General features: G+C 39.3%; 20 protein-coding genes. 13 read left to right on the forward strand and 7 right to left on the reverse strand.

Annotated features, from left to right (window positions below):
* Positions 1–124: 124 nt before the first annotated feature.
* Positions 125–469, reverse strand: coding sequence for a hypothetical protein (locus LV85_RS06355; RefSeq protein WP_111317351.1), 345 nt, complete (start codon positions 467–469; stop codon positions 125–127).
* A 356-nt stretch (positions 470–825) separates the two neighbouring features.
* Between LV85_RS06355 and LV85_RS06360 the strand changes: the two genes are divergently transcribed.
* Positions 826–1,968: a cysteine desulfurase family protein gene (locus tag LV85_RS06360; RefSeq protein ID WP_111317407.1), complete on the forward strand. Its 1,143-nt coding sequence runs from the start codon at positions 826–828 to the stop codon at positions 1,966–1,968.
* 278 nt (positions 1,969–2,246) lie between these two features.
* Here LV85_RS06360 and LV85_RS06365 read toward each other — a convergent pair whose 3' ends face one another.
* Positions 2,247–2,828 carry a nucleotidyltransferase family protein gene (locus tag LV85_RS06365; RefSeq protein WP_111317352.1) on the reverse strand — a complete coding sequence of 194 codons (582 nt, stop codon included), beginning with the start codon at positions 2,826–2,828 and terminating at the stop codon, positions 2,247–2,249.
* A 6-nt stretch (positions 2,829–2,834) separates the two neighbouring features.
* The gene (locus tag LV85_RS06370; protein ID WP_111317353.1) at positions 2,835–3,941 is read right to left on the reverse strand and encodes an XdhC family protein; all 1,107 of its coding nucleotides are present in this window, start codon (positions 3,939–3,941) and stop codon (positions 2,835–2,837) included.
* A gap of 253 nt (positions 3,942–4,194) precedes the next feature.
* On the opposite strand from LV85_RS06370, the gene LV85_RS06375 reads away from it, so the two are divergent.
* Entirely contained in the window at positions 4,195–4,671 is a 477-nt protein-coding gene (locus tag LV85_RS06375) for a hypothetical protein (RefSeq protein WP_111317354.1), read from the forward strand.
* A 21-nt stretch (positions 4,672–4,692) separates the two neighbouring features.
* Positions 4,693–4,836, forward strand: coding sequence for a hypothetical protein (locus LV85_RS22040; RefSeq protein WP_158531150.1), 144 nt, complete (start codon positions 4,693–4,695; stop codon positions 4,834–4,836).
* 61 nt (positions 4,837–4,897) lie between these two features.
* Here LV85_RS22040 and LV85_RS06380 read toward each other — a convergent pair whose 3' ends face one another.
* The gene (locus LV85_RS06380) at positions 4,898–5,845 is read right to left on the reverse strand and encodes a zinc metalloprotease (RefSeq protein WP_111317355.1); all 948 of its coding nucleotides are present in this window, start codon (positions 5,843–5,845) and stop codon (positions 4,898–4,900) included.
* 436 nt (positions 5,846–6,281) lie between these two features.
* Here LV85_RS06380 and LV85_RS06385 point away from each other — a divergent pair, with 436 nt between their 5' ends.
* From LV85_RS06385 to LV85_RS06395, 3 genes are all read left to right on the forward strand, one after another.
* A complete protein-coding gene (locus tag LV85_RS06385; protein ID WP_111317356.1) occupies positions 6,282–7,436 on the forward strand; it encodes a hypothetical protein in 1,155 nt (384 codons plus the stop codon).
* A complete protein-coding gene (locus LV85_RS06390; protein WP_111317357.1) occupies positions 7,436–8,680 on the forward strand; it encodes a ChbG/HpnK family deacetylase in 1,245 nt (414 codons plus the stop codon). Before LV85_RS06385 ends, LV85_RS06390 begins: the two co-directional genes overlap by 1 nt.
* Positions 8,681–8,784: 104 nt before the next feature.
* Positions 8,785–9,642, forward strand: a complete 858-nt coding sequence (locus LV85_RS06395; protein ID WP_111317358.1) for a sugar phosphate isomerase/epimerase family protein — start codon at positions 8,785–8,787, stop codon at positions 9,640–9,642.
* Between the two features lie 106 nt (positions 9,643–9,748).
* On the opposite strand, the gene LV85_RS06400 is transcribed toward LV85_RS06395, so the two are convergent.
* Positions 9,749–10,660 carry an oxidoreductase gene (locus tag LV85_RS06400; RefSeq protein ID WP_111317359.1) on the reverse strand — a complete coding sequence of 304 codons (912 nt, stop codon included), beginning with the start codon at positions 10,658–10,660 and terminating at the stop codon, positions 9,749–9,751.
* Between the two features lie 284 nt (positions 10,661–10,944).
* On the opposite strand from LV85_RS06400, the gene LV85_RS06405 reads away from it, so the two are divergent.
* The gene (locus LV85_RS06405; protein WP_111317360.1) at positions 10,945–12,969 is read left to right on the forward strand and encodes a M13 family metallopeptidase; all 2,025 of its coding nucleotides are present in this window, start codon (positions 10,945–10,947) and stop codon (positions 12,967–12,969) included.
* A 53-nt stretch (positions 12,970–13,022) separates the two neighbouring features.
* Here LV85_RS06405 and LV85_RS06410 read toward each other — a convergent pair whose 3' ends face one another.
* Complete coding sequence (locus tag LV85_RS06410) at positions 13,023–14,465, reverse strand: M20 family peptidase (protein ID WP_245942184.1); 1,443 nt, start codon at positions 14,463–14,465, stop codon at positions 13,023–13,025.
* A gap of 200 nt (positions 14,466–14,665) precedes the next feature.
* Here LV85_RS06410 and LV85_RS06415 point away from each other — a divergent pair, with 200 nt between their 5' ends.
* The 3 genes from LV85_RS06415 (at position 14,666) to LV85_RS06430 (ending at position 16,628) form a co-directional block, all read left to right on the forward strand.
* Positions 14,666–14,926: a hypothetical protein gene (locus LV85_RS06415; RefSeq protein ID WP_111317361.1), complete on the forward strand. Its 261-nt coding sequence runs from the start codon at positions 14,666–14,668 to the stop codon at positions 14,924–14,926.
* A gap of 273 nt (positions 14,927–15,199) precedes the next feature.
* Positions 15,200–15,712, forward strand: coding sequence for a M16 family metallopeptidase (locus LV85_RS06420; RefSeq protein ID WP_111317362.1), 513 nt, complete (start codon positions 15,200–15,202; stop codon positions 15,710–15,712).
* A 670-nt stretch (positions 15,713–16,382) separates the two neighbouring features.
* Positions 16,383–16,628 (forward strand): type II toxin-antitoxin system PemK/MazF family toxin, encoded by a 246-nt coding sequence (locus LV85_RS06430; protein WP_111317364.1) that lies wholly within the window; start codon positions 16,383–16,385, stop codon positions 16,626–16,628.
* Between the two features lie 457 nt (positions 16,629–17,085).
* Here the strand turns inward: LV85_RS06430 and LV85_RS06435 are convergent, their stop codons facing one another.
* Positions 17,086–19,131, reverse strand: a complete 2,046-nt coding sequence (locus LV85_RS06435) for a glutamine--tRNA ligase/YqeY domain fusion protein (RefSeq protein WP_111317365.1) — start codon at positions 19,129–19,131, stop codon at positions 17,086–17,088.
* A gap of 799 nt (positions 19,132–19,930) precedes the next feature.
* Between LV85_RS06435 and LV85_RS06440 the strand changes: the two genes are divergently transcribed.
* From LV85_RS06440 to LV85_RS06450, 3 genes are all read left to right on the forward strand, one after another.
* Positions 19,931–21,250, forward strand: coding sequence for an aspartate aminotransferase family protein (locus tag LV85_RS06440; RefSeq protein WP_111317366.1), 1,320 nt, complete (start codon positions 19,931–19,933; stop codon positions 21,248–21,250).
* Positions 21,247–22,176 (forward strand): carbon-nitrogen hydrolase family protein, encoded by a 930-nt coding sequence (locus LV85_RS06445; RefSeq protein ID WP_111317367.1) that lies wholly within the window; start codon positions 21,247–21,249, stop codon positions 22,174–22,176. The genes LV85_RS06440 and LV85_RS06445 overlap by 4 nt, the downstream gene beginning before the upstream one ends.
* A 64-nt stretch (positions 22,177–22,240) precedes the next feature.
* The gene (locus LV85_RS06450; RefSeq protein ID WP_170125603.1) at positions 22,241–22,606 is read left to right on the forward strand and encodes a VOC family protein; all 366 of its coding nucleotides are present in this window, start codon (positions 22,241–22,243) and stop codon (positions 22,604–22,606) included.
* The last annotated feature ends 3 nt before the right edge of the window (positions 22,607–22,609 follow it).

Here is a 22,609-nt window from a genome sequence, read left to right on the forward strand (position 1 = left end):
CTATAAAAATTCGTAAATCCTAGTAATTCTTATTTCCGGTTTTTAATCTAGGCTCTCACTTTTTGTGTCTAAAGTCTAAATACAATTATCTAGCTACTTGATACTTATGTCTTAATACTAGTATCTAGATTTCGTCCATTTCCCGTTCAGGCCAATAAGCTCCTTTGAGATTCAGCTTGTCATTTTCTATCTCAAATGTGATTTTCATCTGATCCCGTTTTTGGTCATGAATAGCCAGACAGGCATTGTAGTGAATCAAGTCAAATTCTAATTCAAAATCCCCTGAGCTTTCATCTTTGAAATTAATCTCAGAACCCAGATTCACTTTTTCGGCAAGTGCACCATCTTTCTTATAATAGTAGGAGAGGAATATCCCTAAATCCTTCTCGTTTTCGGTCAAAACTTGCTTGAGCTCTTCTGAAGTAGGCTTTTCAGATGATGGGAGTGTTAATGTCCAGGTTTCTTGCATATCTAAATTTAAAGCATTCTTATCAGACTCTTAGTAATGGCATATTATGTAGCATTCAGGTAACCGCAATTAGTCACTGAGCGATGACAAATTGTAAATATTTCCAAATCAATAAAAATTTACTGAAATGGTTTAGACTTCGCTACCAAGGATTGATATGAGGACACGAAACGCTGGTCAGTCCGGGAGGAGTCGAGGACAATAATTTCACTTATTTTAAAGATCCTTCGACTTCGCTCAGACAGGCAACATCATCGGTCTTTTTTTAATTTCAATTGTTCTTACTCGGACTGACACGTGATATTATGATTGAAATATGTAATTCCTTCCCATATAAAATTGCCTATTTTGCACTCATGAATTACCCCATTTACCTTGATTACAACGCGACCACTCCCTGCGCTCCAGAAGTGATTGAAGCTATGATTCCATGGTTTGGAGAGCACTTCGGGAATGCAGCGAGCAAATCCCATGGCTATGGATGGGTAGCAGAAAATGCAGTTGAGACAGCTAGAGAGCAAATCGCTAATTTGATCGGAGCTCAGGCAAAGGAAATCATTTTTACCTCAGGAGCTACAGAAGCAATAAATCTTGCGATCAAAGGTACTTTTGATTTATACAAGGGAGCAAAGCATCATTACATCACTTGCCAAACTGAACATAAAGCTGTTTTGGATACCATGAAAGCCATTGAGGTAAATGGTGCCGAAGTGACTTATTTGCCAGTTGATAAGCATGGAAATATTGATCTAGAATTATTGAAATCTAACATACTTCCGCACACTAAAATGATTTGCTTGATGTGGGCAAATAATGAAACTGGTGTCATTCATCCTATTTCTGAGATTGCAGAATTGGCCGAAGAAAATGACATTATCTTTTTTACCGATGCGGTGCAGGCAGCTGGTAAGATTCCAATTTCTGTAAAAGGGATTCATTTAATGGCTATTTCTGCCCACAAGCTATATGGACCAAAAGGCATCGGGGCCCTTTACATCCGACATAATCACTCACTTCCTAAGCCAATGTCTCAGATTCATGGCGGTGGACATGAAAAAGGATTTCGAAGCGGAACACTTAATGTTCCGGCTATCGTAGGTTTCGGAAAGGCTGCCGAAATAAGGCTCTCGGTAATGAAGGAAGAATCAAACCGCTTGGAAAAGCTACGTGATATACTGGAAAACAAACTTTTACAGATTCCTAACACATCTTTGAATGGAGGTCAAAACAAACTTACTCATGTCTCAAACATCGCTTTTGGAGGAGTAGAGGGAGAGGACTTACTTCGTAAAGTATGTCAGAAGGTAGCAGTAAGTTCAGGTTCTGCCTGCACCAGCATTTCACCAAAACCCTCTCATGTGCTCCAAGCAATGGGTTTGGATTCCGATCTAGGAAGAGCTTCTATTCGTTTTAGCTTGGGTAGGAATACCACAGAGCATGATGTGCTGAATGCAGCGGAATGGGTGGGAAAGGTAATGGGAGAGTTGAGAGGGAAATAATCTCTCACGGCGGCTCAACGGTGTGGCGAAAAATCCCGCGCTACGGCGCAATTTTTAAACTTTCTAAATGCACAGTACAGGCCTAACTTATATTAACTCTTAAGAAGGAAGGAAAATAAAGTATAAGATAGGATTACGAAATGAAAGGGGATTTTATTTGAAAACCTGTGATGTGTCACCCTTCAACATCGTTCGGGGTAACACCTCCAAGGTTAACAGAACGTTGCGTCAACGCGCCGCTGCGAGAAAAAAAAAGCGCCTTTACGCGGGATACTACATTACAAATTCAAATCCCTCAAATCCTCTTCAGTATCAATATCCACTTTACCTTTTGGGAAGGCTACAGTGACTAGATCATGCTCATGAGCAAGTACAATGCTTTTAGCTCCTTCGTCACCTGTAAGCTCCAGCAATTCTTTGAAATAAGCAGATCCGAAAAGTATCGGAACTCCAACAACTTTGGCATATTTACATGCAACGATGCCTTTTGATTCCTTCTCCTGAGTGGCAATTAGCTTATTGAGAATCTTTGCATCCACAAAAGGCTGATCACAAAGCATGATAATCACCTGATCCGGCTTGTCGAATTTCAGCATGTACTCCAATCCAACTTTGATGCTGGAAGACATGCCTTTTTCGAAATATGGATTGGGAATATTTGGGATGCTGGATCCCGGAAAAGTCTTCTTGATCTCATCACGATTCGCTCCCAAAACAAGTACTCTCTTATCTGCATTGGAATCATTTGCGGCATCTATGGCTAGTTGAAGCAGGGTCTTCTCTTTGTATTTTGCTATTTGTTTTGGATAGCCAAGTCTGGTTGATTCTCCTGCTGCAAGTATGATAATTCCTGTCTTCATCTAATTTTAGTGTATGGGGCCTGTCTTATTTCGCAGAAAGGTACCTTGTTTTTTTGCCAAAACCGCTTTCACCTCTGCCAAAATGGACAAAGCAATCTCTTCCGAACCTTCGGCGCCTATATCCAAACCCATTGGGGAGTAGATAGCAGCTTGATTGACAGCCAGTCCTTTCTTCTCCAATCGTTCAATTAGTTTTTCAGACTTTTTCTTTGGGCCCAAAATCCCCACATACGGGAGTTCCAGCGGAAGCAAATCTTCCAAAACCTGAGCCTCATAGTCAAAATTGTGCGTCATCAACAATGCTGCAGTATGTGCGTCAGTATTCAATTGCTTCACTACTTGATCACCTGATCCAGTTACAAGTTGAATAGCCGCTGGAAAACGTTGAGCAGTGGCTAGATTTTTTCTGCCATCTATGACTATGACTTCCAATCCCAATACCTCAGCGATTTTAGCCAATGGAATCGTGTCATTTCCTGCTCCAAAGAGTAATACTTTAATTACAGGTTTGATGGATTCTATGAATACCTGCACATCATCAAAAGCTTCATATTTAAGAATGATATGATGATTAGAATCAGCCTCTTCTATTTCATTTTGAACCTGCTTCCAAAGTGAATTATCCAGACTTTCTTTATCCCCAAAGACCTGATTTTCTTTCAAAAGGACTTTGGTTCCAACTTGCTCTTGCTTGGAATATTTGACAGAAAATACAGTGACCAATCTACATAACACACGATCCTGAGTTGCTATTTTTAGCAATTCAATTGGGTTTATAGTATTTTGATAATCAACAGGTTCTATTAATACATGTATAATTCCATTGCAGCCTAGACCAATTCCGAATTTCTGATCATCATCGTCTGTAGTGTCGTAAGTGACCAGCATAGATTTTTGCTGGAAGATCACCGTTTGAGCTTTGCGGAGCGCATCACCTTCCAAGCATCCGCCTGAGATAGCACCAGTTAATTCACCGTCCTCGGATACTAACATTCGAGCTCCCGGTCGTCTATAGGCAGAGCCATCGACCTGTACTACCGTGGCCAACGCAGTTTTCTTTCCTGTGATTTTGTACTGCACGTAAGCTTGTATAATGGCCTGAAATTCTTTCATAAATTAAAATCTGAAGTCATTAAGATAAGCGACTACCTTTCCAATATCAAAAGAATAAATATGAACGGGAGCAAAGGTTTGATTTTCGTATAAATTTGTTTGAAATGTACCCTAATAAGCATACTCGATGCACAGATCAATTTCATGACTTACACTTCTTTTTAATTAGAAGAATCACTTGTTTTTCGATAGGTATGAAGCTTGATCGGTAAAAATTGTTAAAATTTGATCTAGTCATTTACCACCCTTTACCATGAAAATCCCAAGTCTCGCGCAACTCAAGAAAGAACTCAGCTATCTCAACGAGAAAGAATTGATAGATTTGGTGGCGGACTTGAGCAAATTCAGCAGGGATAACAAGTCCTATTTATTTTTTAAGTTGAATGAGAAAGATAATCCGACACTCTATTTAGAAATGGTGCAGGAAGAACTGGAGCTGGATTTTCAAACTGCAAGAGGCGATCATTCCTACTATGCGAAAAAGTCTGCTCAGAAACTACGGCGTAAAATGAACAAATTGCTTAAACTGAGTAAAGTGAAAACGGATCAGATAGAAGTGCTTTTATTTTTCTGTGAAAAGCTAAAGGAATACGGCTTCCTCAGACATAGAAATCAAGTTTTGGATAATATCTATCAAATGCAGTTGGGTAAAGCGGTAAAGCTGATTTCAGGGCTTCACGAAGATCTGCAATTTGATTACGAGGGGAGAATCGAAGAATTGACGAGTTGAAACAAGTGGACAAATGTCTACATGAAATATGAAATGCCTCCTTATAATACCGATATGCTGAATGGAGATTTGGCTTGGCGACAGCATGATGGAGGTCATACAGATGGACCGAATATGCAGCACTTTATTCCTTGGGCTAATCGGGTGCTGGAATACGAGAAATAAGACAAAGAAAAGGGGAAGTATTTTTTGACTTCCCCTTGTTATCATATTCAATCCAAGACTATTAGTTATTTGGCCAATTTCCCCAAATACCACAATGTCCACCATTATCTGTTCCTTTGATTTGAGTCTGTACACCAGTATATGAAGCGTTCATCACTGCTCTTGGTGCAAATTGTATTCCTCCCTTATTCTTAATAAAGGCTTTTCCAAAATGTCCTTGACTCAAACCATGCCCCATTTCATGCAGTGCTATAGTTTCTACATCTACTAGTTCACCATCTCCCCAGTAAAAGTTGTCATTGTAATATATTTCTCTCAAGCCTACGTCAAATTTTCCATCGCCATTAGTGTCAATGTATTCTCCATTTTCATCTATTAGTAGCAAGGTAAAAGTGACGCCAAGTATAAATTGACTACCATTTGGAGCTAAAAAATCAAAGAAACTAGCTGGCATCCAGCCTGCATGATTTACATCAGCGATGTATCCTGGAATACTTGGATAACCTAATTCATATGCTACAATTCCAATAGGTAGCGGTAGTCCGTCAACTTTGTACAATCCAAAATCAGAACAATTCACACCATCCCATGTAGCGGCAGCTCGATCTATAGCCGCTTCTTTAGTGGCTAAATCCAAATCAGTTCCTGGCCTTACCTGATCTACATAGTAAGAAATATCAGGTGTCTCGTTCAGCTTGGCAATAGGTGAAAAATCAAAATCTAATTTCTTTGATCCTCGATCGGAGAAGATCACAGTTTGCCCAGCCATATTACTCTCTGGTGCAGTAATGTACTCAGCACTGACTAGTTCGACCTGATAAGGAGAATTGGTAGTTCGCGCATTAGGATCAATTGTTTTTACATCAATTGGTTTCCAATCCAAGTCCTTATAAACAACTTCCTCGTTGATCTGACTCTGATCCAATACATCACTAGTTGGATCTACATCCTGACATCCTTGCACGGCTAAAGCTAGAAGTGCAATGCTTGCTATTTTTAATTTTTCCATAAAAAAGAGGTTTTAAGTGGTTGATAATTAATACTGTATTAATATATGTATATCTATTGAGAAATTTATGGACTTAGTAATAAACAGATGAAATATGAAAAGTCTGCCGTAGATCCGAAAGGCAATAAATACAGTTGTAGATATAGTTCTTCCTACTAATTTACCGTTGGAATGCGAGAAATGCACAGGTATCATTTCCATACGAATGGAGTAGAAGGAAAAACTTGAGGCTTTGTCTAAGTTAAATTTCGCAGTCAATTCATTTGAGCTAAGTAAAAAAAAACTTGAGTATTTAGATGCCTACACTTATTTCTACTTCTTTTTTGAACTTAGATTGTTACTATTTCAACTGTTTTTTGTAGTTTAATTATCAATATATCAATCGTTTAAATTGAATTTTTAAGAATAGTTTTTTAACAATTTTATTACAAATGCCATGACAGGACTAGTCGTACTTGACGTTTTTATCAGTTTGGTGTTCATTTATCTGCTCTATAGTCTCTTTGCGATGACGGTTATTGAGGCCATAACCACCAGCTTTAGCTCTAGAGCAAAAAATCTAATCACTGGAATTGATCGCTTACTCGCGGATGATCAGCAATCGAACAGTATCAATCATACCGTTCTGAATCTCTTTTATGTCAAAACTGACAATCCCTTGACGAAGGCTTTTTACAAGCATCCTTCCATCAAATATCTAGGACATAAAGGAATTAATTCCAAGCCTTCCTATATCTCCAAAGACCGTTTTGCAAGTACTTTGTTTGACTTGCTCAAGCAAGGAAGTTATCTAGATGAGGTCGATAATATTTCCGCTACACTTGGGATGATTCCAGAATACGATTCAAGTGGATTGGTAGCCCGAATTAAAAGGACAGAAGAGGAATTGAAAGCATTGGGGCAATCTCCTGATCCAGATAAGATAAGCCTTGAATCTCTAACTGAAGAACTTAACTTTCTGAAAGAGGAACTATTTCAACGAAACAATAAAGAACATCCCTGGGAAATAGAAGGATTTTCCCTCGGTGATGAAACCAAGTACCAACTTAAAACACTCTGGAAAAACGCAGCCAATGATAAGGCTAAGTTCCGTGCCCTGATGGAAAACTGGTACGATGATCAAATGGATCGAATCGCTGGATGGTATAAGCGTAAACTGACTTTATTGACCTTTTTCGTAGGATTGATCATCGCTGGATTATTCAATGTGGACACTATAAAACTCACCACTGATCTTAGTAAAAACGATGATATGCGGGCCCTTTTGGTAGATAGTGCCAAGTCTCATATAGCGGAAAATCCTGAAGGAGGAACAACTGCCACTTTGGATTCCCAGATGAAATACATAGACTCTTTGAATACCACACTCAGTAAATATAATGCTGTATTGGGAGCCAGTAAGGATGATGATTATACCTTCTGGACCTATCTAGGTTGGTTGATCACTGCCTTTGCTATTTCCCTAGGAGCTCCATTTTGGTTTGACATACTAAACAAGCTAATGAAGGTCCGAAATTCCGTTCAAATCCCAGTTAACACAGCTTCAGCTTCTACATCATCTGAAAGCAAGAGCACAAACGTAGTCGGCTAATGGGAACTTACAAAGGAATCATAAAGCTTCATGTAAACCTTAGAGAGTTTTGGCCATCGGTTAATTCGGACGTGTTCAAAGTTCTCAAACCAAATGATGAAGTGGAAATTTCGCATGCAGTGATAGGGGAGCCTTACTTAGATTCTGACATTTGGTATGTTTTGACAAATCATAGTTTTGTCTGGAGCAAGGCTGTTTATGCCAGTTCTGAAATCCCTCTAATAGATAAGAAAATCATAGTCACTGCTGATGATATAGGGATTGTGGATCAAATCGACGTAGGTGCTCAAATTGCCTTAAAAGAAGGCTGGATTAATTCTCTCGCTGTACTAGTCAATCGACCAGATGATCCCAAAGAGGAATACCTAAAACGGTTTGCAGAAACATTAAAGAATCACAACCGGAATGGTAGTTCCAAAAGCTTATTTGAAACTACTCACATAGGGCTTCATTTTACCATAACTTCTGGTGAACCAGTTTCAGATTGGTCAAGAATTTGGCGATTAGTTGATGATGATCACAAGTTTCTCAACTTTCGTAAATTCGATAAGAAATTTGAAAACTCAGATTATGTGGATCAAATCAAGCTGGAGTTTCTAGCTCAATATGAAAAATTCAAACGGATATTTGGCCGTGAACCTGATCACCTTACATCTCATCATGATGTACTTACTTTCAACAATCCTTTATTTCACTTTATGCACGCTTGGTCTAGAGAGAAAGGAATCCCTTTAAGAAACCATCGTTTTTTACCTTCTTCCAAGCGATTTTGGTATGATACAATAGCTCTCACGCAGGTTAATTTACCTTCTATAAGCACTATGAATTCTTGGGAAACGGGCTTTGGTGAAGCAGAGTTTGAAAGCCCGCAACATACGGTAGTAGAGCATTACGGGCCAATTCCTCCTTTTGGTGTTACTTGCTATGAAAGTACCAAAAGGAAAAAGCAAGAGAAACTTATCAAATGGACAAGTGATTTCCTTGTGAGCACAGACAGCTGCAGAGAGATCGTCATTCACTTGATTAAAACTGATTTTCGCGACCAACGTGAATTCGTTGAATTTTATGATCCACTTCGATCTACTTATCCTGGCATAGAAATCAAGTATTTTGACGGTAGAGCTGCAGAATACCTTTCACTTCATGAAAAGAGACCCTGGACTACACATCCAGCTCTTGATTTATCTCCAGCCTATTTCCGACCTTTTATGAAGTCTGATGACTGTCGAGCCCTCAAGGTGTAATAAATCTGATGTGTCTTACTGTTTTTGAGTCAAATGCATGTATTTTCAAAGATCTGGAAATACAAGTCTGTTAGTATGAAGACTTCGTCAAAACTCATAAGCTCATGAAACACTATCACTCAGTTTTTGTCATTTTATTCATGCTGTGCTCATCTTCACTTTTGGCGCAGACTAGCGATGCACTTTTTCCAGAAATACCGGGAATGGTTTCCTATACTTATAGAAATAGCCTTACCAAGGATCTCCCAGCAACACTAGACACTCTTCAGGCAATGGGAATTACTGACATGGAATTTTCTAACCTTTTCGGGCATACTGCTGCTGATATCAAAATGGAGCTTGACAAGAGAGGGATGCATTGTTCTTCTTTCGGAGTAGGATACAAGGATCTGATGGAAAAGACAGCCACAGTTGCTGAAAATGCAAAGGCCTTAGGCGCTAAATTCGTGCGAGTAGCTTCAATACCTCGCGATGGAGCTTTTACCTTGGAAATTGCACAAAAAACCATTGCTGCTTTCAATGCTGTTGGGAAGGTCCTCAAGGAAGATTTTGATCTTACTTTCTGTTATCACAATCATGGCTTTGAGTTCGAGCCCTATGGAGAAGGCACACTATATGACCTTTTGATTCAGGAGACCAATCCAGCTTATGTGAGTTTCGAAATGGATATTTTATGGACCTTTTTCCCTGGGGCAGATCCAGCTGCTTTACTTGAGAAATATGGTAATCGCTTTAAGCTAATGCACCTGAAAGACCTACGAAAAGGAGTGAAGGGCAACCTATCTGGTGGAACACCTAAAGAGAATGATGTCATATTAGGCAGAGGTCAACTCGATATACCTGCTATTATTAAAGCCGCAAAAAAAGCTGGAGTGGAGCACTTTTACATAGAGGATGAAAGCCCCATTTACTATCAGCAGGTGCCTAAAAGTATTGAGTATTTACATAGTTTGAAGAAATAAGCTAATTCTGAAACTGCAGACAACAATCCTATTAATGTTGATAGATTTTTGAAATAGGTAGCCTGATCTCAGCTTTGGATAGGAAAATCTATAGTTGAATTACCTATTATAGCTCAAAGGTTTTACCTGTCAATTCTTCAGAATCCGACCATAGTTTAGCCGCTACTCCTAAGTCATGAGATCTGCTGCTAGATTTTACTTTCACAGGATCACCTTTGAGTTCTCTGAATCCAGACGGCCCATAATACTCGCCACCTTTTGCTTCAGGATCCAAGGCTGCTCTCAATGTCGGAAGTGCTCCCTGCTTAGAGCCCTGACCTATTATGGAAGTAAGTGGGGAAAATAAAGCTCTCCCTATTGACGGAAGAAATGTACCTAGATTGGTGTCAGAAAATCCTGGATGGGCAGAAAGCGAAATCGCATCAATACCAGCAGAGTCAATTCGTCTTTGTAATTCATAGGCAAACATCAGGCAAGCCAGTTTACTCTGCGCATAAAACTTCCACTTAGAATAGCTTTTTTCTGCATTTAAATTGTCAAAATCAATCTTACCGCTTTGATGAGCCAGACTACTAAGCGTCACAATTCTAGCTTCTGCCGTTTCTTTTATTATTGGAAAAAGTAGATTGGTAAGATGAAAATGAGCTAAATAATTCACCCCTAATTGACTTTCGAATCCATCTTTAGTTTTGGATAAGGGAGGCATCATAATCCCTGCGTTTTCGATCAGCAAATCCAAGCGATCATATTTACTTGAAAATTCTTTAGCAAAATTTTCAATGGATTGAAGACTATTCAGATCTAGTAAAATTATTTCCAGAGCAGCGTTAGGCATCTCCAGCAGAATCTGATGCATTGCATCCTGTGCTTTTGATAGGTTTCTAGAAGCAAGTATAACTGTAGCTCCTTTTTTGGCTAGTGCCAGTGCGGTTTCATAACCCAAACCAGAATTTGCTCCAGTGACGATCGCTATTTTGCCATTTTGAGGAGGCACATTATCAAGCGTAAAAGTACTCATTGAGTATATGGTTTAGGTTGGAGAAATAGTTTCATCTACTATTACTCCAATACAACAGTAATGGTTCAATGAGCCCCATCAACACAAAGTATATCAGTAACTTATAGATACAAATAGCGGTAGCTAAAAAATATATTCGCTGATTTTCACTTTGAGAGGAACAAATAACATGTCACAAAAGAGCAAAGTAAAAGTCAAGTTTTTGTGCGCAAACCAACGCTTATATAAATGGTGTTTGTGGATTTCGAAATTTCATTTACCTTTTTGAAAAATAACCATCAGCTATGAAAAATCTGCTTTTCGCATCACTTATCCTTTTGATCTCCTGTAGCCAGCAAAATGAACCCGAAAAGGCGAAATCGGATCGTAATTTTGTAGAAGTGGCTGAAATAGATAACTCTATCAAACCAGGAGACAACTTCTTCATGCATGTGAATGGGATTTGGTATGATACCGCCAAAATCGCTGACGATCAATCAGGTGTAGGTTCCTATTCCTTTTTGAACATTCCTCAAAAAATGCTTTTACAGAATATACTCGAGGAAGTTTCTGCTGCTGAAAATACGGCAGGAAGTATTGATCAAAAGGTTGGAGATTTCTATGCCTCAGGAATGGACACAGAAGCGATCAATGCACGCGGATATGAACCTATCAAACCGATTTTGGCTCAGATCGAGACGATAAACGATGTTCCTTCTCTGATGAGTTTTGTCACTGAAGAAATCAAATCTAACAATCAAACCATTTTGAGTTTGGGTATTTCACCTGATGCTGAAAATAGCAGTATTAATATTGCACACTTTGGACAGACGGGATTGGGCTTACCAGACCGAGATTATTACTTCAAGACTGATTCCTCTACTTTGGGAATTCAGCAAGCATACTTGGATTACCTAGCGACGCTTTTTGAGCTGACTGGAACTGATGGGGCTACTGCGAAAAAGGATGCTGCAACCGTTTATGGGATTGAGAAAAAATTTGCTGAATCTCATAAGACCCGAATAGAGCGAAGAGTAATAAAGGAGAATTATCACAAAATGGCTGTTGCGGAATTGGATCAGAAAGAGCCAAATATTGGCTGGTCTAGCTCTTTAAAGCAATTGGGCTTAGATGCAGATTCTGTGGATGTTCGCCAACCTGCCTATTATTCCACTCTGAATAAAATGCTGAAGTCTGTTCCCATTTCTGACTGGAAAACATATATCAAGGCTCATACCTTGGCATCCTATGCAGATGAATTGAGCAAGCCCTTTGAGGATGCGTCTTTTGCCTATGAAAAAGTTATTTCTGGGCAATCCACTCAATTGACTAGAGCTCAGCAGATGGTTCAAAAAGTAGATAGACAATTAGGATTTGCTTTAGGGCAGTTATATGTGAAGAGATATTTTAAAGAAGATGCTAAAAAGCGCGTATTGGATTTGGTCAACAATCTTCAAAAAGCATTTGAAAGTAGAATCAACCAGCTCGACTGGATGAGCGATAGCACCAAAACTCAGGCGAAGGAAAAGTTGTATGCCATCACCAAGAAAATCGGTTATCCAGATGTGTGGAGAGAATATGATGTGAGTATAGACAGAAACAAGTATTTTGAAAATGTGCTTGCTTTGAGACAAGATCAGAGTCGTTATCAGTTAGATAAATTCGGTAAGGAACCTAACAGAGATGAGTGGGGAACTACGCCTTCCACGGTGACAGCTTATTACAATCCTTCATTGAATGAGATCGTATTTCCAGCGGGAATTTTACAATATCCATACTTTGATCTGTATGCCGATGATGCGATTAATTACGGCGGAATAGGAATGGTAATTGGCCATGAGTTGACGCATGCTTTTGATGATCAGGGTGCGCAATACGATAAGGACGGCAATGTGAAAAACTGGTGGACTACTGAAGATTACGAGAAGTTCAAAGGAAAAACGCAACAACTTATCGATCGCTATGACAGCTTCACAGTGCTAGATTCTGTGCATGTGAAAGGTGCAATGACCATTGGTGAAAACACTGCAGACAACGGCGCGCTATACATTGCCTATGAGGCGTTTAAATTAACTGAGCAAGGTCAGGATACTACCACGATTGATGGATTTACTCCGGACCAACGCTTTTGTCTTTCCATCGCTAGAATCTGGAGAGTAAAAACGCGAGACGAATTCCTAAGAGCCTATGTGAATACCAATTCCCATTCTCCGGCAGTTTGGAGAGTAAATGGCCCACTGATGAATTTTGATCCTTTTTATGAGGCATTCAACGTTCAGCCAGGGGATGTAAATTATAAGTCAGAGGAGGAAAGAATTAAAATTTGGTAATGTTGCCAGGAGACTTAGGAATTTAATCTTGAGTCTCCTAGCTTTTTAAACTATCAGATTTCGTTGAACTTTTTCATCAACTGGTATGTAAACTGTATCATTTCCTTGTAGTTTTCTTTGGAGATTTTCTCGTCAATACCATGAAATCTACTCATGGATTCAGGATTGATCCGGATAGGATAAAATCTATAAACCCCGTCGGAAATCTTATAAAAGTATCGAGCGTCAGTTCCTCCTCCAATTAAACCAGGTACCACAACAGTTTCCGGAAACACAGACCGAATAGTAGATTCCAATAGTTTGTAGGCATCCGAGTCAATAGTTGATGAGGGTGATGGATTAGTCAAGAAGCCTGATTTCTCCACTCGAACTTTATTACTGATTGTGTTTTCGATATGCTCTTGAACGGATTCTATTGTTTCTCCCTGCAAAATCCTAAAGTTAATAGTTGCCTCAGCTACAGTGGGTATCACATTGTTTTTCACTCCACCATCAATGATAGTAGGCGCGGTGGTAGTATGTGAGTTGAGCGCTTTCAATATTGGACCTTTCAAAAGCCATAGATTGGCAAAAGCTATTTTCTGCGCAAAGGGCATTTCGGGACCCAAGTATTCAAGTTGATATCGTACAGGATCTACCAGTCTGTAGGGACGCTGATTATTCTCCAAATCCACTATTGCCTGAGCAAGGATACCAATAGTATTTTCCCTAGGAGGTGCAGAACTATGTCCACCCTTTGTTTCAACAATTAATTTAAAGGAGGCAAATCCTTTTTCTGCCACATTAATCATGGAAACAGGTTGATCAATACCAGGCACCATTCCCTCCGCTATCATACCGCCTTCATCTAGCGTGAAAGCTGCATGAATCCCTTTTTCTTCCAGATAGTCTGCGATTTTGGCAGCTCCGGTAGATCCCCCAACTTCCTCATCATGCCCAAAGGCAAAATAGATGGTTTGGTTTGGAACAAAGCCTTCTCTTATAAGCATTTCTGCGCTTTCCAATAAAGCAATAAGTGAGGATTTATCATCTAGTGTTCCTCTTCCTATGATATGATTCTCAGTTATTTTTCCCTCAAATGGTCCAGCCTCCCACATTTCCATGGTGGGTACATCCACGGGAACAACATCTTGATGTGACATTAAAATAATTGGCTTCTTAGCTTGATCTGACCCTTCCCAAGTGTACAATAAGCTATATTCACTGATTCTGGTTAGAGACATAGTCTCATGAACCCTAGGAAAAGTCGTTGCTAGAAATTGATGAAAACCATTAAAAATGGTAGAATCTGGAACGGCATCTTCACTAAAAGAAATAGTCTGAAACTGAATGGCTGTAGAAAGATTTTGAAAAACCTGGTCCGAAATTGTTACCGGCTGATAAGGTTTTGCTTCTACTTGTTTTGACTCCATTCTGAGAGCATTGAAAGTCAAAACCGCTCCTAATACGAGGGCCAGAACCAGTAGGCCTAAAAATAATTTTCCAATTTTTTTCATATGAAATAATTTTAAAGGTTGTGGGTAAAAGATTGAATATAAGAAAGTAGGATGATAAATCTGATATTGCTGGTAAATCTTCGAACAGAAGTCAATTATAATCTCTAACCCATTAGATAGCCACCTCCTTCAGATAATTTCTCATCTTTAACCTACTTTACCAGCACCATTATATACTTACATCATTAGAAATACCACCTATGTTTGACGGACCTGATTACCCTGGATCTATTACTGAAGAAATTTTCGAAACCTGGCTGGCCGAAGGAAGGGAAAGCCTAATCAGTTATCATTTTTTGCTTATCGTATGGAATGTGTATGACGAAAAATACAATCCAGTTTATGTGGAAAAACGGGAAGAGATAGCACGTTACGAACTGTATCCAGATGCCAGAGGATCCGAAGCTTTGATTGCTGTATATGATCTCTATTCTGAAAGTAGAATAAGCCTTGGAGTTTAGGTTATGAGCTAGCCAAGCAATCTACTATTAGCAGAATTCGTCAGCTTGAATCCAGTCCAACTATGGTCGCTCAAAATGAATTCAATAAACTAATCTACGGCGAAGGAAAAATACGAGCTCAAAACAAACATCTTGGGAAGTATTAAAACTGTTGAAGCCATCAGCATAGATGACTTGAGAACATACTATGAAAATTTCATATCCCCATCAGTCACTCGCTTGCATGTTGTTGGGGATTTGGGCAAAATTAATATCATCTCCTCTTAACAGAACTTGATTACTTCTTGGGAAAGCAAGGAGGTGAGCATTCCTGCTTTTGACGCTCCAGCTAGACCAGAGACTGCAAAACTGTACTTTTATGATATTCCAGACTCTAAACAATCTATTCTACAGTTTGGCTATCCAGCACTCGCCTCTACCAATCCAGATTATTATCCTGCGGTAGTAATGAATTACATCTTGGGAGGGGGAGGTTTTGCTTCCCGACTCACACAGGAATTGAGGGAAGGTAAGGGATATACTTATGGGATTAGATCTTCTTTTTCTGGAGGAAAAGTAGCAGGACCATTTAGTATTTCTAGTGGTGTACGAAGCAACGTGACCTATGAATCTGCTCAACTGGTAAAGGATATTCTGACAAATTATGCTGCAACCTATACGCCAGAAGATTTGGAAACCACTCAGAGTTTTATGATCAAAAGCAATGCACGCGCATTTGAGACAGCTGGTGCAAAGCTTGCCATGCTAGAAAACATCAGTGAATATGGCTGGGCTCCTGCTATGTAAAGGGTAGAGAGAAGATTGTAAGAGAGATGACTGTGGAACGTATCCAAAATTATCTAAGCGCTATCTAGATCCTGATAAGATGATTTGGTTGGTAGTAGGCGATACGAAGACTCAGTTGAAAGGACTAGAGAAACTCGGGTTTGGAAAGCCTATTCTGATTAATGAGGAGAAGGTTTCAATGGGTGTGGATCGGTAGGAATTGCTTGTTTGATGTTGGTTCTGATTAATTGGACTAGAATAGCTCGGTGATTAGTTGACGAGGTATTATATTGAATGAAAGAGTCAGCGGAACATTTGCTCTACCTAAGCTTTTAATGGTCGAAATGCAGAAACTGAATTGCAGGTTACAACTTCTTTAGTACAATTTAGTATATTGAATTATGTCAAATTCATTAACAAAGATCGGTAAAAATAAAGCTTTGATAATTCCTGAAGAATTGATTGAGAAGTATGGTTAGGACAAAGTGATTTTGGAGGAAAAAGCTGATGGAATATTAATACGCTCAGCAGTTGATGGAAAAAGCTTCCAGAAAGCCGTAGATGAATTACGTCAATACAAAACGGACATCTATAAGAGAATTGAATCGCAAGCGAATGAACCTGAAACAATAGCTTATTACAAAAATTCGAATAACGATCTTTCTGATATTGATCTAGATATAATCGAAGAATGAGAACAGGGGAGATATGGTTAGTTGATTTTGCCCCAAAAATTGGTCAAGAAATAGACAAAAAACGACCAGCTGTTATTGTCAATCATGACAGCATGGGAGTACTTCAATTAAAAGTGGTTGTTCCTATAACTAATGCTAGTAAGGTTATAAAGGATTGGCATATTGAACTTTATCCAAATCCTGGGAATGGGTTATCTAAAATTAGTGCTGCGGATTGTTTCCAGATTAAATCATTATCCTAAGAAAGATTCATAAAGCTAATAGGAATCCTTTCTGAGAATGAAATGAATCAAGTGAAACTAGGATTAATGAAGATCCTGGATTTATTATAGAATTTTGGCGCTAAACTTCCACTTTGGCTAGAAACTCGAAAACTTAACTTAAAGATATACCAAAGGCACAGGTAATAATAACCCTGAATACTGCGAAGCGAAATTCAGGAGTACTTTGATATAATAAATCTTTGAGTGCCAGTGGTAAGATCCATAAACTAAGTATCAGTTTCACCCCGTAGGCAAAATCTTTAGGTGAAAAAAGTTAATTGAACCTCTAGAAATACGCCTTGCCATTCGCTCCAGCATTTTTATGACAGATCCTAAAAAAAATCGCTCGCTGGACAATCCAACGAGCGATTCTTATTTATATACCAACCCTTTTATTCCTAACTACGGAGCCAGAGGGAGACTAAAAACAGCCAACTTACAACTTCTCAGACTCCTTTACCAACTCTTCATTTCCATCCGCTAATCCAGCCGAAATGAAAGCTTCGATCTCCGAATTTCTTTCTTGACCTTTGTTCAATAAGACGCCTAAAGTGATCATAGCCCCAATACGAGTTCCTACTTTCTTAGCAGCTGTTTGAAATAAAGGTTCTAATTCCTCATAACTTACTTCTTCCGCCAATTTAGCAATAGAGGCTCTGGCTGCTGCCAATTTATCACCAGATAGGTTCGTGTATTTCTTAGCTATCTTCTGAATTTCATTGATCGCTGAGCGTTGCCCTTGAGGCTGTCCTCCGCCTTGGTTTGCTTGCTTTGCTGGTTGAGAATTTTGTGAAGCTGCAACAGGTTTTTGCTTCGCCCAAGAATCCCTCAAACCCACCGTCTTATTAAAGACTAGCTTGTCCGAAGCAGAATCCTTATCTAAGGTAAAGTAACCCAAGCGCTGGAATTGAAACTTATCATCCAGAGTTGCCTCTTTCAGATAAAGCTCCAAATAGGCTTCTTTAATTACCTTAAGTGAATCAGGATTGACAAATTCCATAAAATTCTTGTCCTCATGGCTATCTGGTGCCTCGTCTAAGAATAATCTATCATATTCCCGAACCTCCGCTTTGATAGCATGCTGAATAGAAACCCAATGAATGGTTCCCTTAACTTTCCGCGTGCTTGCTTCTGTTCCACTTCCAGATCTGGAATCCAAATCAGCAGTACAGTGGATTTCAGTGATATTTCCATCAGCATCTTTCAGTACAGATTCTCCTTTGATGATATAAGCACTTTTCAACCTAACCTCATTTCCCAAGGTCAAACGGAAAAACTTGTTTCCAGCTTCTTCCTTGAAGTCTTCTCTTTCGATATAGAGTTCGCCAGAAAAAGGTAAATCATGTGTTCCTGAATTAGGATCTTCAGGATTATTTTCAGCAGTAAGTATCTCAGTTTTGCCAGTAGGATAGTTGGTTATCACCAATTTCACTGGATCTAGTACTCCCATCACTCGAGTAGCTGTTTTATTCAAATCCTCACGAATACAATATTCTAATAAAGACACGTCAGTTACTGAGTCCCGCTTGGAGATTCCAGAAAGGTCAGAGAATTTGCGGATAGAATTTGGGGTGTAACCTCTTCGTCTCAAGCCAGAAATGGTAGGCATCCGAGGATCGTCCCAACCCTTCACGGTATTATTTTGCACTAGTTCGAGAAGCTTTCGCTTACTCATCACAGTATAGCTAAGATTTCTACGAGCAAATTCCCGCTGCTTAGGCCTCAACTTGGCCGGGTCATAAATTTGATCCAAAAACCAATCGTACAATTCCCGGTGCATTTTAAACTCCAGAGTACAGAGAGAATGGGAAATCTGCTCTATATAATCTGATTCTCCGTGAGTCCAATCGTACATAGGATAAATACACCAGTCATTTCCTGTACGGTGATGTGCTTTTTTCACTATTCGGTATAGAATAGGATCACGCATCAGCATATTGGGCGAAGACATGTCGATTTTAGCACGAAGCGCATAGCTTCCTTGCTCAAATTCACCAGCTTTCATCCGCTCAAACAAATCCAAATTTTCTGCTACTGAGCGATCACGGTTTGGACCAGCAACACCAGGAGTCGTAGGAGTACCTTTTTGTGCAGCCATAGCCTCAGAAGACTGGTTATCTACATATGCCTTGTTTTCTTTGATCAATTGTACAGCCCAATCATATAGCTGCTGGAAATAATCAGAAGAATAACATTCAGCCGCCCATTGAAAACCCAACCATTGGATATCATGCTTGATAGCATCCACATATTCCTGCTCTTCTTTGCTAGGATTGGTATCATCAAAGCGAAGGTTGACAGGTGCATTATGCTGCTCTCCTAAGCCAAAATTCAGGCAGATAGAAGCAGCATGACCTATATGTAAGTAGCCATTGGGCTCAGGTGGAAAACGAAAACGAAGCTTGTCAGGAGAAAATCCTGCAGCCAGGTCGTCAGCAATGATTTGTTCGATAAAATTAAGAGAGGTCGATTCTTCAGTCATAGATCAAATTTGAAAACCAAAATTAAGTCAAAAGCATGTATTTGCAACTGAAAAGAGAAATTGCTTGTGAAGAGATGTTGGATGTCCAGCATTGGATGTACTCCTTTTCTAACATGTTCTTGCCGAAGAATACTTTTCGAAAAAAAAATAGTTTTGATCCATTATCACTTATCTAATAACTTTTTATTAATATATAAACACATTAAAAACCCTATACTCATTTGCTTATTTTATATAAAATTAAGATACTGTCATATTATAATTATAGTGTTATAATTTTTTATTTATACCTGAATTTGGATCAAGTTGGGACTTTGATAATGCAAAGCTTAAAACATTTAGAGTATGAATCACTTTGCTGTAAGCCAAGATTTACTCAGAAAATAGGGTTCATCCACTCAGGCAAAGATTGGCTATGAATTATGGCATATTCCTGAAGACATCCAGCTATGTCCTCAAAAAAGTTTAGTGGAATACTCAGCGCTAAATGGAAGAATTCTAGAATTTAAACTGGTCCCATAACATTTAAACTTACTCAATCACCTAAATTAGGTACGTAATGATACTTATAGGACCGGATATTTTACGTACATTAAAAATATCGCATAAATTGAATAATTATCCTAGATTAGCTTTACTGATTCAGCACAATACATATATTGTAATCAAGATTTCACACACATTTTACAAGTATTTAATTATCAGAGGTCTGGCTAAGTTCACTAGCAACATTTAGCGCTTTAATGAATCTAGATCCTAGACTTTGATCATTTACTATCAAACCACAGAACAAAATCCAATGTTGAAAACAATTACGAAGTCTCAAGAATTATTAGAGAGACGAAAAAACGCCGTAGCCAACGGAGTAGGCGTTTTTAATACAGCAACTGTAAAACAGGCCAAAGGCGCTATAATTATCGATGAAGACGGAAATGAATTAATTGATTTTGCCGGTGGGATCGGTGTAGTCAATGCTGGTCATTGCCCTGAACCAGTGGTGCAGGCCATCAAAGACCAGGCTGACAAATTCCTACATACGAGTTTTAACGTAGTGACTTACGAGCCATATATCAAACTATGTGAGGAACTTTGTGAGATTCTACCACACGGTGACAGAACCAAGGCCATGCTAGTTAGCACGGGTGCAGAAGCTGTGGAAAATGCTATTAAGATTGCAAGACAAGCCACCAATAGACAAGGAGTGTTGTGCTTCACGGATGCCTTCCACGGTCGTACAATGATGGCTATGACTCTGACAAGTAAGGTAGATTATAAACTTGGTTGTGGACCATATGCACCTGAAGTGTATAGAATACCATTTCCAAATTTTTACCGATATGGCAAAGGGGCTTCTTTGGAAGCATTTGTTGAAACAAGTTTGAAAAACCTGCATGCTTCGAGTAAAAATCTATTTGATCCCAAAAACATTGCTGCAGTAATCATAGAGCCTATTCAAGGAGAGGGTGGATTTAATGCTGTTCCTCAAAAGTATTTTGAAGGACTTCGAGAATTCTGTGATCAACATGGCATCTTATTGATAGCAGATGAAATCCAAAGTGGTTTTGCACGAACAGGAAATTGGGCGAGTTGGCAAGATTATCATGTACAACCAGATCTAAGTACTTATGCTAAGTCTTTAGGTTCTGGTTTACCCATAGCTGCAATTGTAGGTAAAGCTGATATAATGGATTCAGCAGCTCCTGGGACTATTGGAGGAACTTACATTGGTAGCCCGCTGGCTTGTGTAGCTGCTTTGGCCACCATTCAATACATGAAAGACATCAACCTTAATGCACGTGCTATTGAGATAGGTGACATTGTAATGAAGCGCTTTGAAAAAATCAAAGGAGAATTCAAACAAGTAGGAGATATCAGAGGAGTGGGAGCCATGAATGCTATGGAATTTGTAAAAGACGGCGATCCTAATCAGCCTGATGCGGAATTGTGTAATGCAGTAGTCAAAGGATGTGCAGAGCAAGGACTGATCATCATCAGTGCAGGAACTTATAAAAACATTATCAGGATTTTGTCACCATTAGTTATCGACGATGAGCTGCTCAATAAGGGACTAGACATCATAGAAAATCAGATTAAAGAGAAAACACAAAACCAACTATGAAGCCATTCGCAATTGCCGGCATACAGATGAAAGTCTCAGCTGTTCATTCCAACGTGGAAATGATGAAACTGAAACTTGATATCACCATGAATCTTTATCCTTGGGTACAGATGGTGGTTTTTAGTGAATTATGTGGTTTTGGTCCTTTATTACATACTGCTCAGGAAGTCCCGGGATTATTTGAGCAGGAAATGAAAAAGAAGGCCAAACAATATGGAATTTGGCTGGTTCCTGGTTCCATTTTCGAGAAAAGAGGCGACTTGATTTACAATACAGCATCTGTCATTAATCCGGATGGTGAGGTGATCAAAAGGTACAGCAAGATGTTTCCATTTTATCCTTACGAAACTGGTGTGACTGCTGGAGATCAATTTTGTGTATTTGATGTCCCAGACGTGGGGAGGTTTGGCATATCGATTTGCTATGATATGTGGTTTCCAGAAACGATTAGAACCTTATCAGTAATGGGAGCAGAGGTCATTTTGCACCCAACTTTGACAGGGACGATTGATCGGGATATTGAACTCTCAATTGCCAGAGCTATGGCATCTGTCAATCAATGCTTTCTATTTGACGTCAATGGTCTCGATACTGGGGGCAGTGGATGTTCTATCGTCTGTGGACCAGACGGAAGAGTGCTATATCAAGCGGGAAGCACGGAAGAAATAATACCTATTGAACTGGATATTGAGCGAGTAAAACGAAGTAGAGAATTGGGTATACTTCGACTTGGACAGCCTCTGAAAAGCTTTAGAGACCATATCGGGAATTTCGAGATATATCAACATGGCGCTCCACTTCCTTACTTGGATTCACTTGGACCGCTGATTAAGCCTACTAAGCTCGAAAAGCTCTCAGAACTACGACAGAAAGAAAGTGAATTCAATCAAAGTGAGCCTACTACAGGGTACAAGGGATTACAATAATTTATATACCTATTAATACTGAGACACTATGGGATTACCATCGACAGGAAAAAAGAGCGCTAAATTGAGACACTACGTTAGTTGGTTTGAAATACCTGCCCTTGATATCCTCAGAGCGGTGGACTTTTACAACTTCATCTACTGTATAGAAATGGAGACTACGGAATCCAATGGCTATGCTATGGCCTTCTTTCCAGCAGACAATGGTATAGGAGGAGCTATAGTCGTAGGTGAAGGTTCTGTCCCTAGTGAAACAGGACCCTTGATTTATTTAAATGCAGGAAAGGATCTGGCACCAGTTCTCGGCAGAATAGAAGAAGCGGGTGGACGGGTTATTATGGGTAAAACACTTATTAGTGAAGATGCTGGGTATTTCGCCTTATTCATTGATACCGAGGGAAATAAATTAGCACTACACTCAAAAAATTAACCA

The organism is Algoriphagus chordae (assembly GCF_003254055.1).
Lineage (GTDB): Bacteria > Bacteroidota > Bacteroidia > Cytophagales > Cyclobacteriaceae > Algoriphagus > Algoriphagus chordae.

Excerpts from the sequence above, each read along its gene's own strand:
- LV85_RS06415 (WP_111317361.1), top strand. The coding sequence starts at position 14,666 with ATGTTTGACGGACCTGATTACCCTGGATCTATTACTGAAGAAATTTTC.
- LV85_RS06385 (WP_111317356.1), top strand. The coding sequence starts at position 6,282 with ATGACAGGACTAGTCGTACTTGACGTTTTTATCAGTTTGGTGTTCATT.
- LV85_RS06400 (WP_111317359.1), bottom strand. The coding sequence starts at position 10,660 with ATGAGTACTTTTACGCTTGATAATGTGCCTCCTCAAAATGGCAAAATA.
- LV85_RS22040 (WP_158531150.1), top strand. The coding sequence starts at position 4,693 with ATGAAATATGAAATGCCTCCTTATAATACCGATATGCTGAATGGAGAT.
- LV85_RS06435 (WP_111317365.1), bottom strand. The coding sequence starts at position 19,131 with ATGACTGAAGAATCGACCTCTCTTAATTTTATCGAACAAATCATTGCT.
- LV85_RS06410 (WP_245942184.1), bottom strand. The coding sequence starts at position 14,465 with ATGAAAAAAATTGGAAAATTATTTTTAGGCCTACTGGTTCTGGCCCTC.
- LV85_RS06360 (WP_111317407.1), top strand. The coding sequence starts at position 826 with ATGAATTACCCCATTTACCTTGATTACAACGCGACCACTCCCTGCGCT.
- LV85_RS06440 (WP_111317366.1), top strand. The coding sequence starts at position 19,931 with ATGTTGAAAACAATTACGAAGTCTCAAGAATTATTAGAGAGACGAAAA.
- LV85_RS06430 (WP_111317364.1), top strand. The coding sequence starts at position 16,383 with ATGAGAACAGGGGAGATATGGTTAGTTGATTTTGCCCCAAAAATTGGT.
- LV85_RS06395 (WP_111317358.1), top strand. The coding sequence starts at position 8,785 with ATGAAACACTATCACTCAGTTTTTGTCATTTTATTCATGCTGTGCTCA.
- LV85_RS06370 (WP_111317353.1), bottom strand. The coding sequence starts at position 3,941 with ATGAAAGAATTTCAGGCCATTATACAAGCTTACGTGCAGTACAAAATC.
- LV85_RS06380 (WP_111317355.1), bottom strand. The coding sequence starts at position 5,845 with ATGGAAAAATTAAAAATAGCAAGCATTGCACTTCTAGCTTTAGCCGTG.
- LV85_RS06365 (WP_111317352.1), bottom strand. The coding sequence starts at position 2,828 with ATGAAGACAGGAATTATCATACTTGCAGCAGGAGAATCAACCAGACTT.
- LV85_RS06405 (WP_111317360.1), top strand. The coding sequence starts at position 10,945 with ATGAAAAATCTGCTTTTCGCATCACTTATCCTTTTGATCTCCTGTAGC.
- LV85_RS06445 (WP_111317367.1), top strand. The coding sequence starts at position 21,247 with ATGAAGCCATTCGCAATTGCCGGCATACAGATGAAAGTCTCAGCTGTT.
- LV85_RS06390 (WP_111317357.1), top strand. The coding sequence starts at position 7,436 with ATGGGAACTTACAAAGGAATCATAAAGCTTCATGTAAACCTTAGAGAG.
- LV85_RS06355 (WP_111317351.1), bottom strand. The coding sequence starts at position 469 with ATGCAAGAAACCTGGACATTAACACTCCCATCATCTGAAAAGCCTACT.
- LV85_RS06375 (WP_111317354.1), top strand. The coding sequence starts at position 4,195 with ATGAAAATCCCAAGTCTCGCGCAACTCAAGAAAGAACTCAGCTATCTC.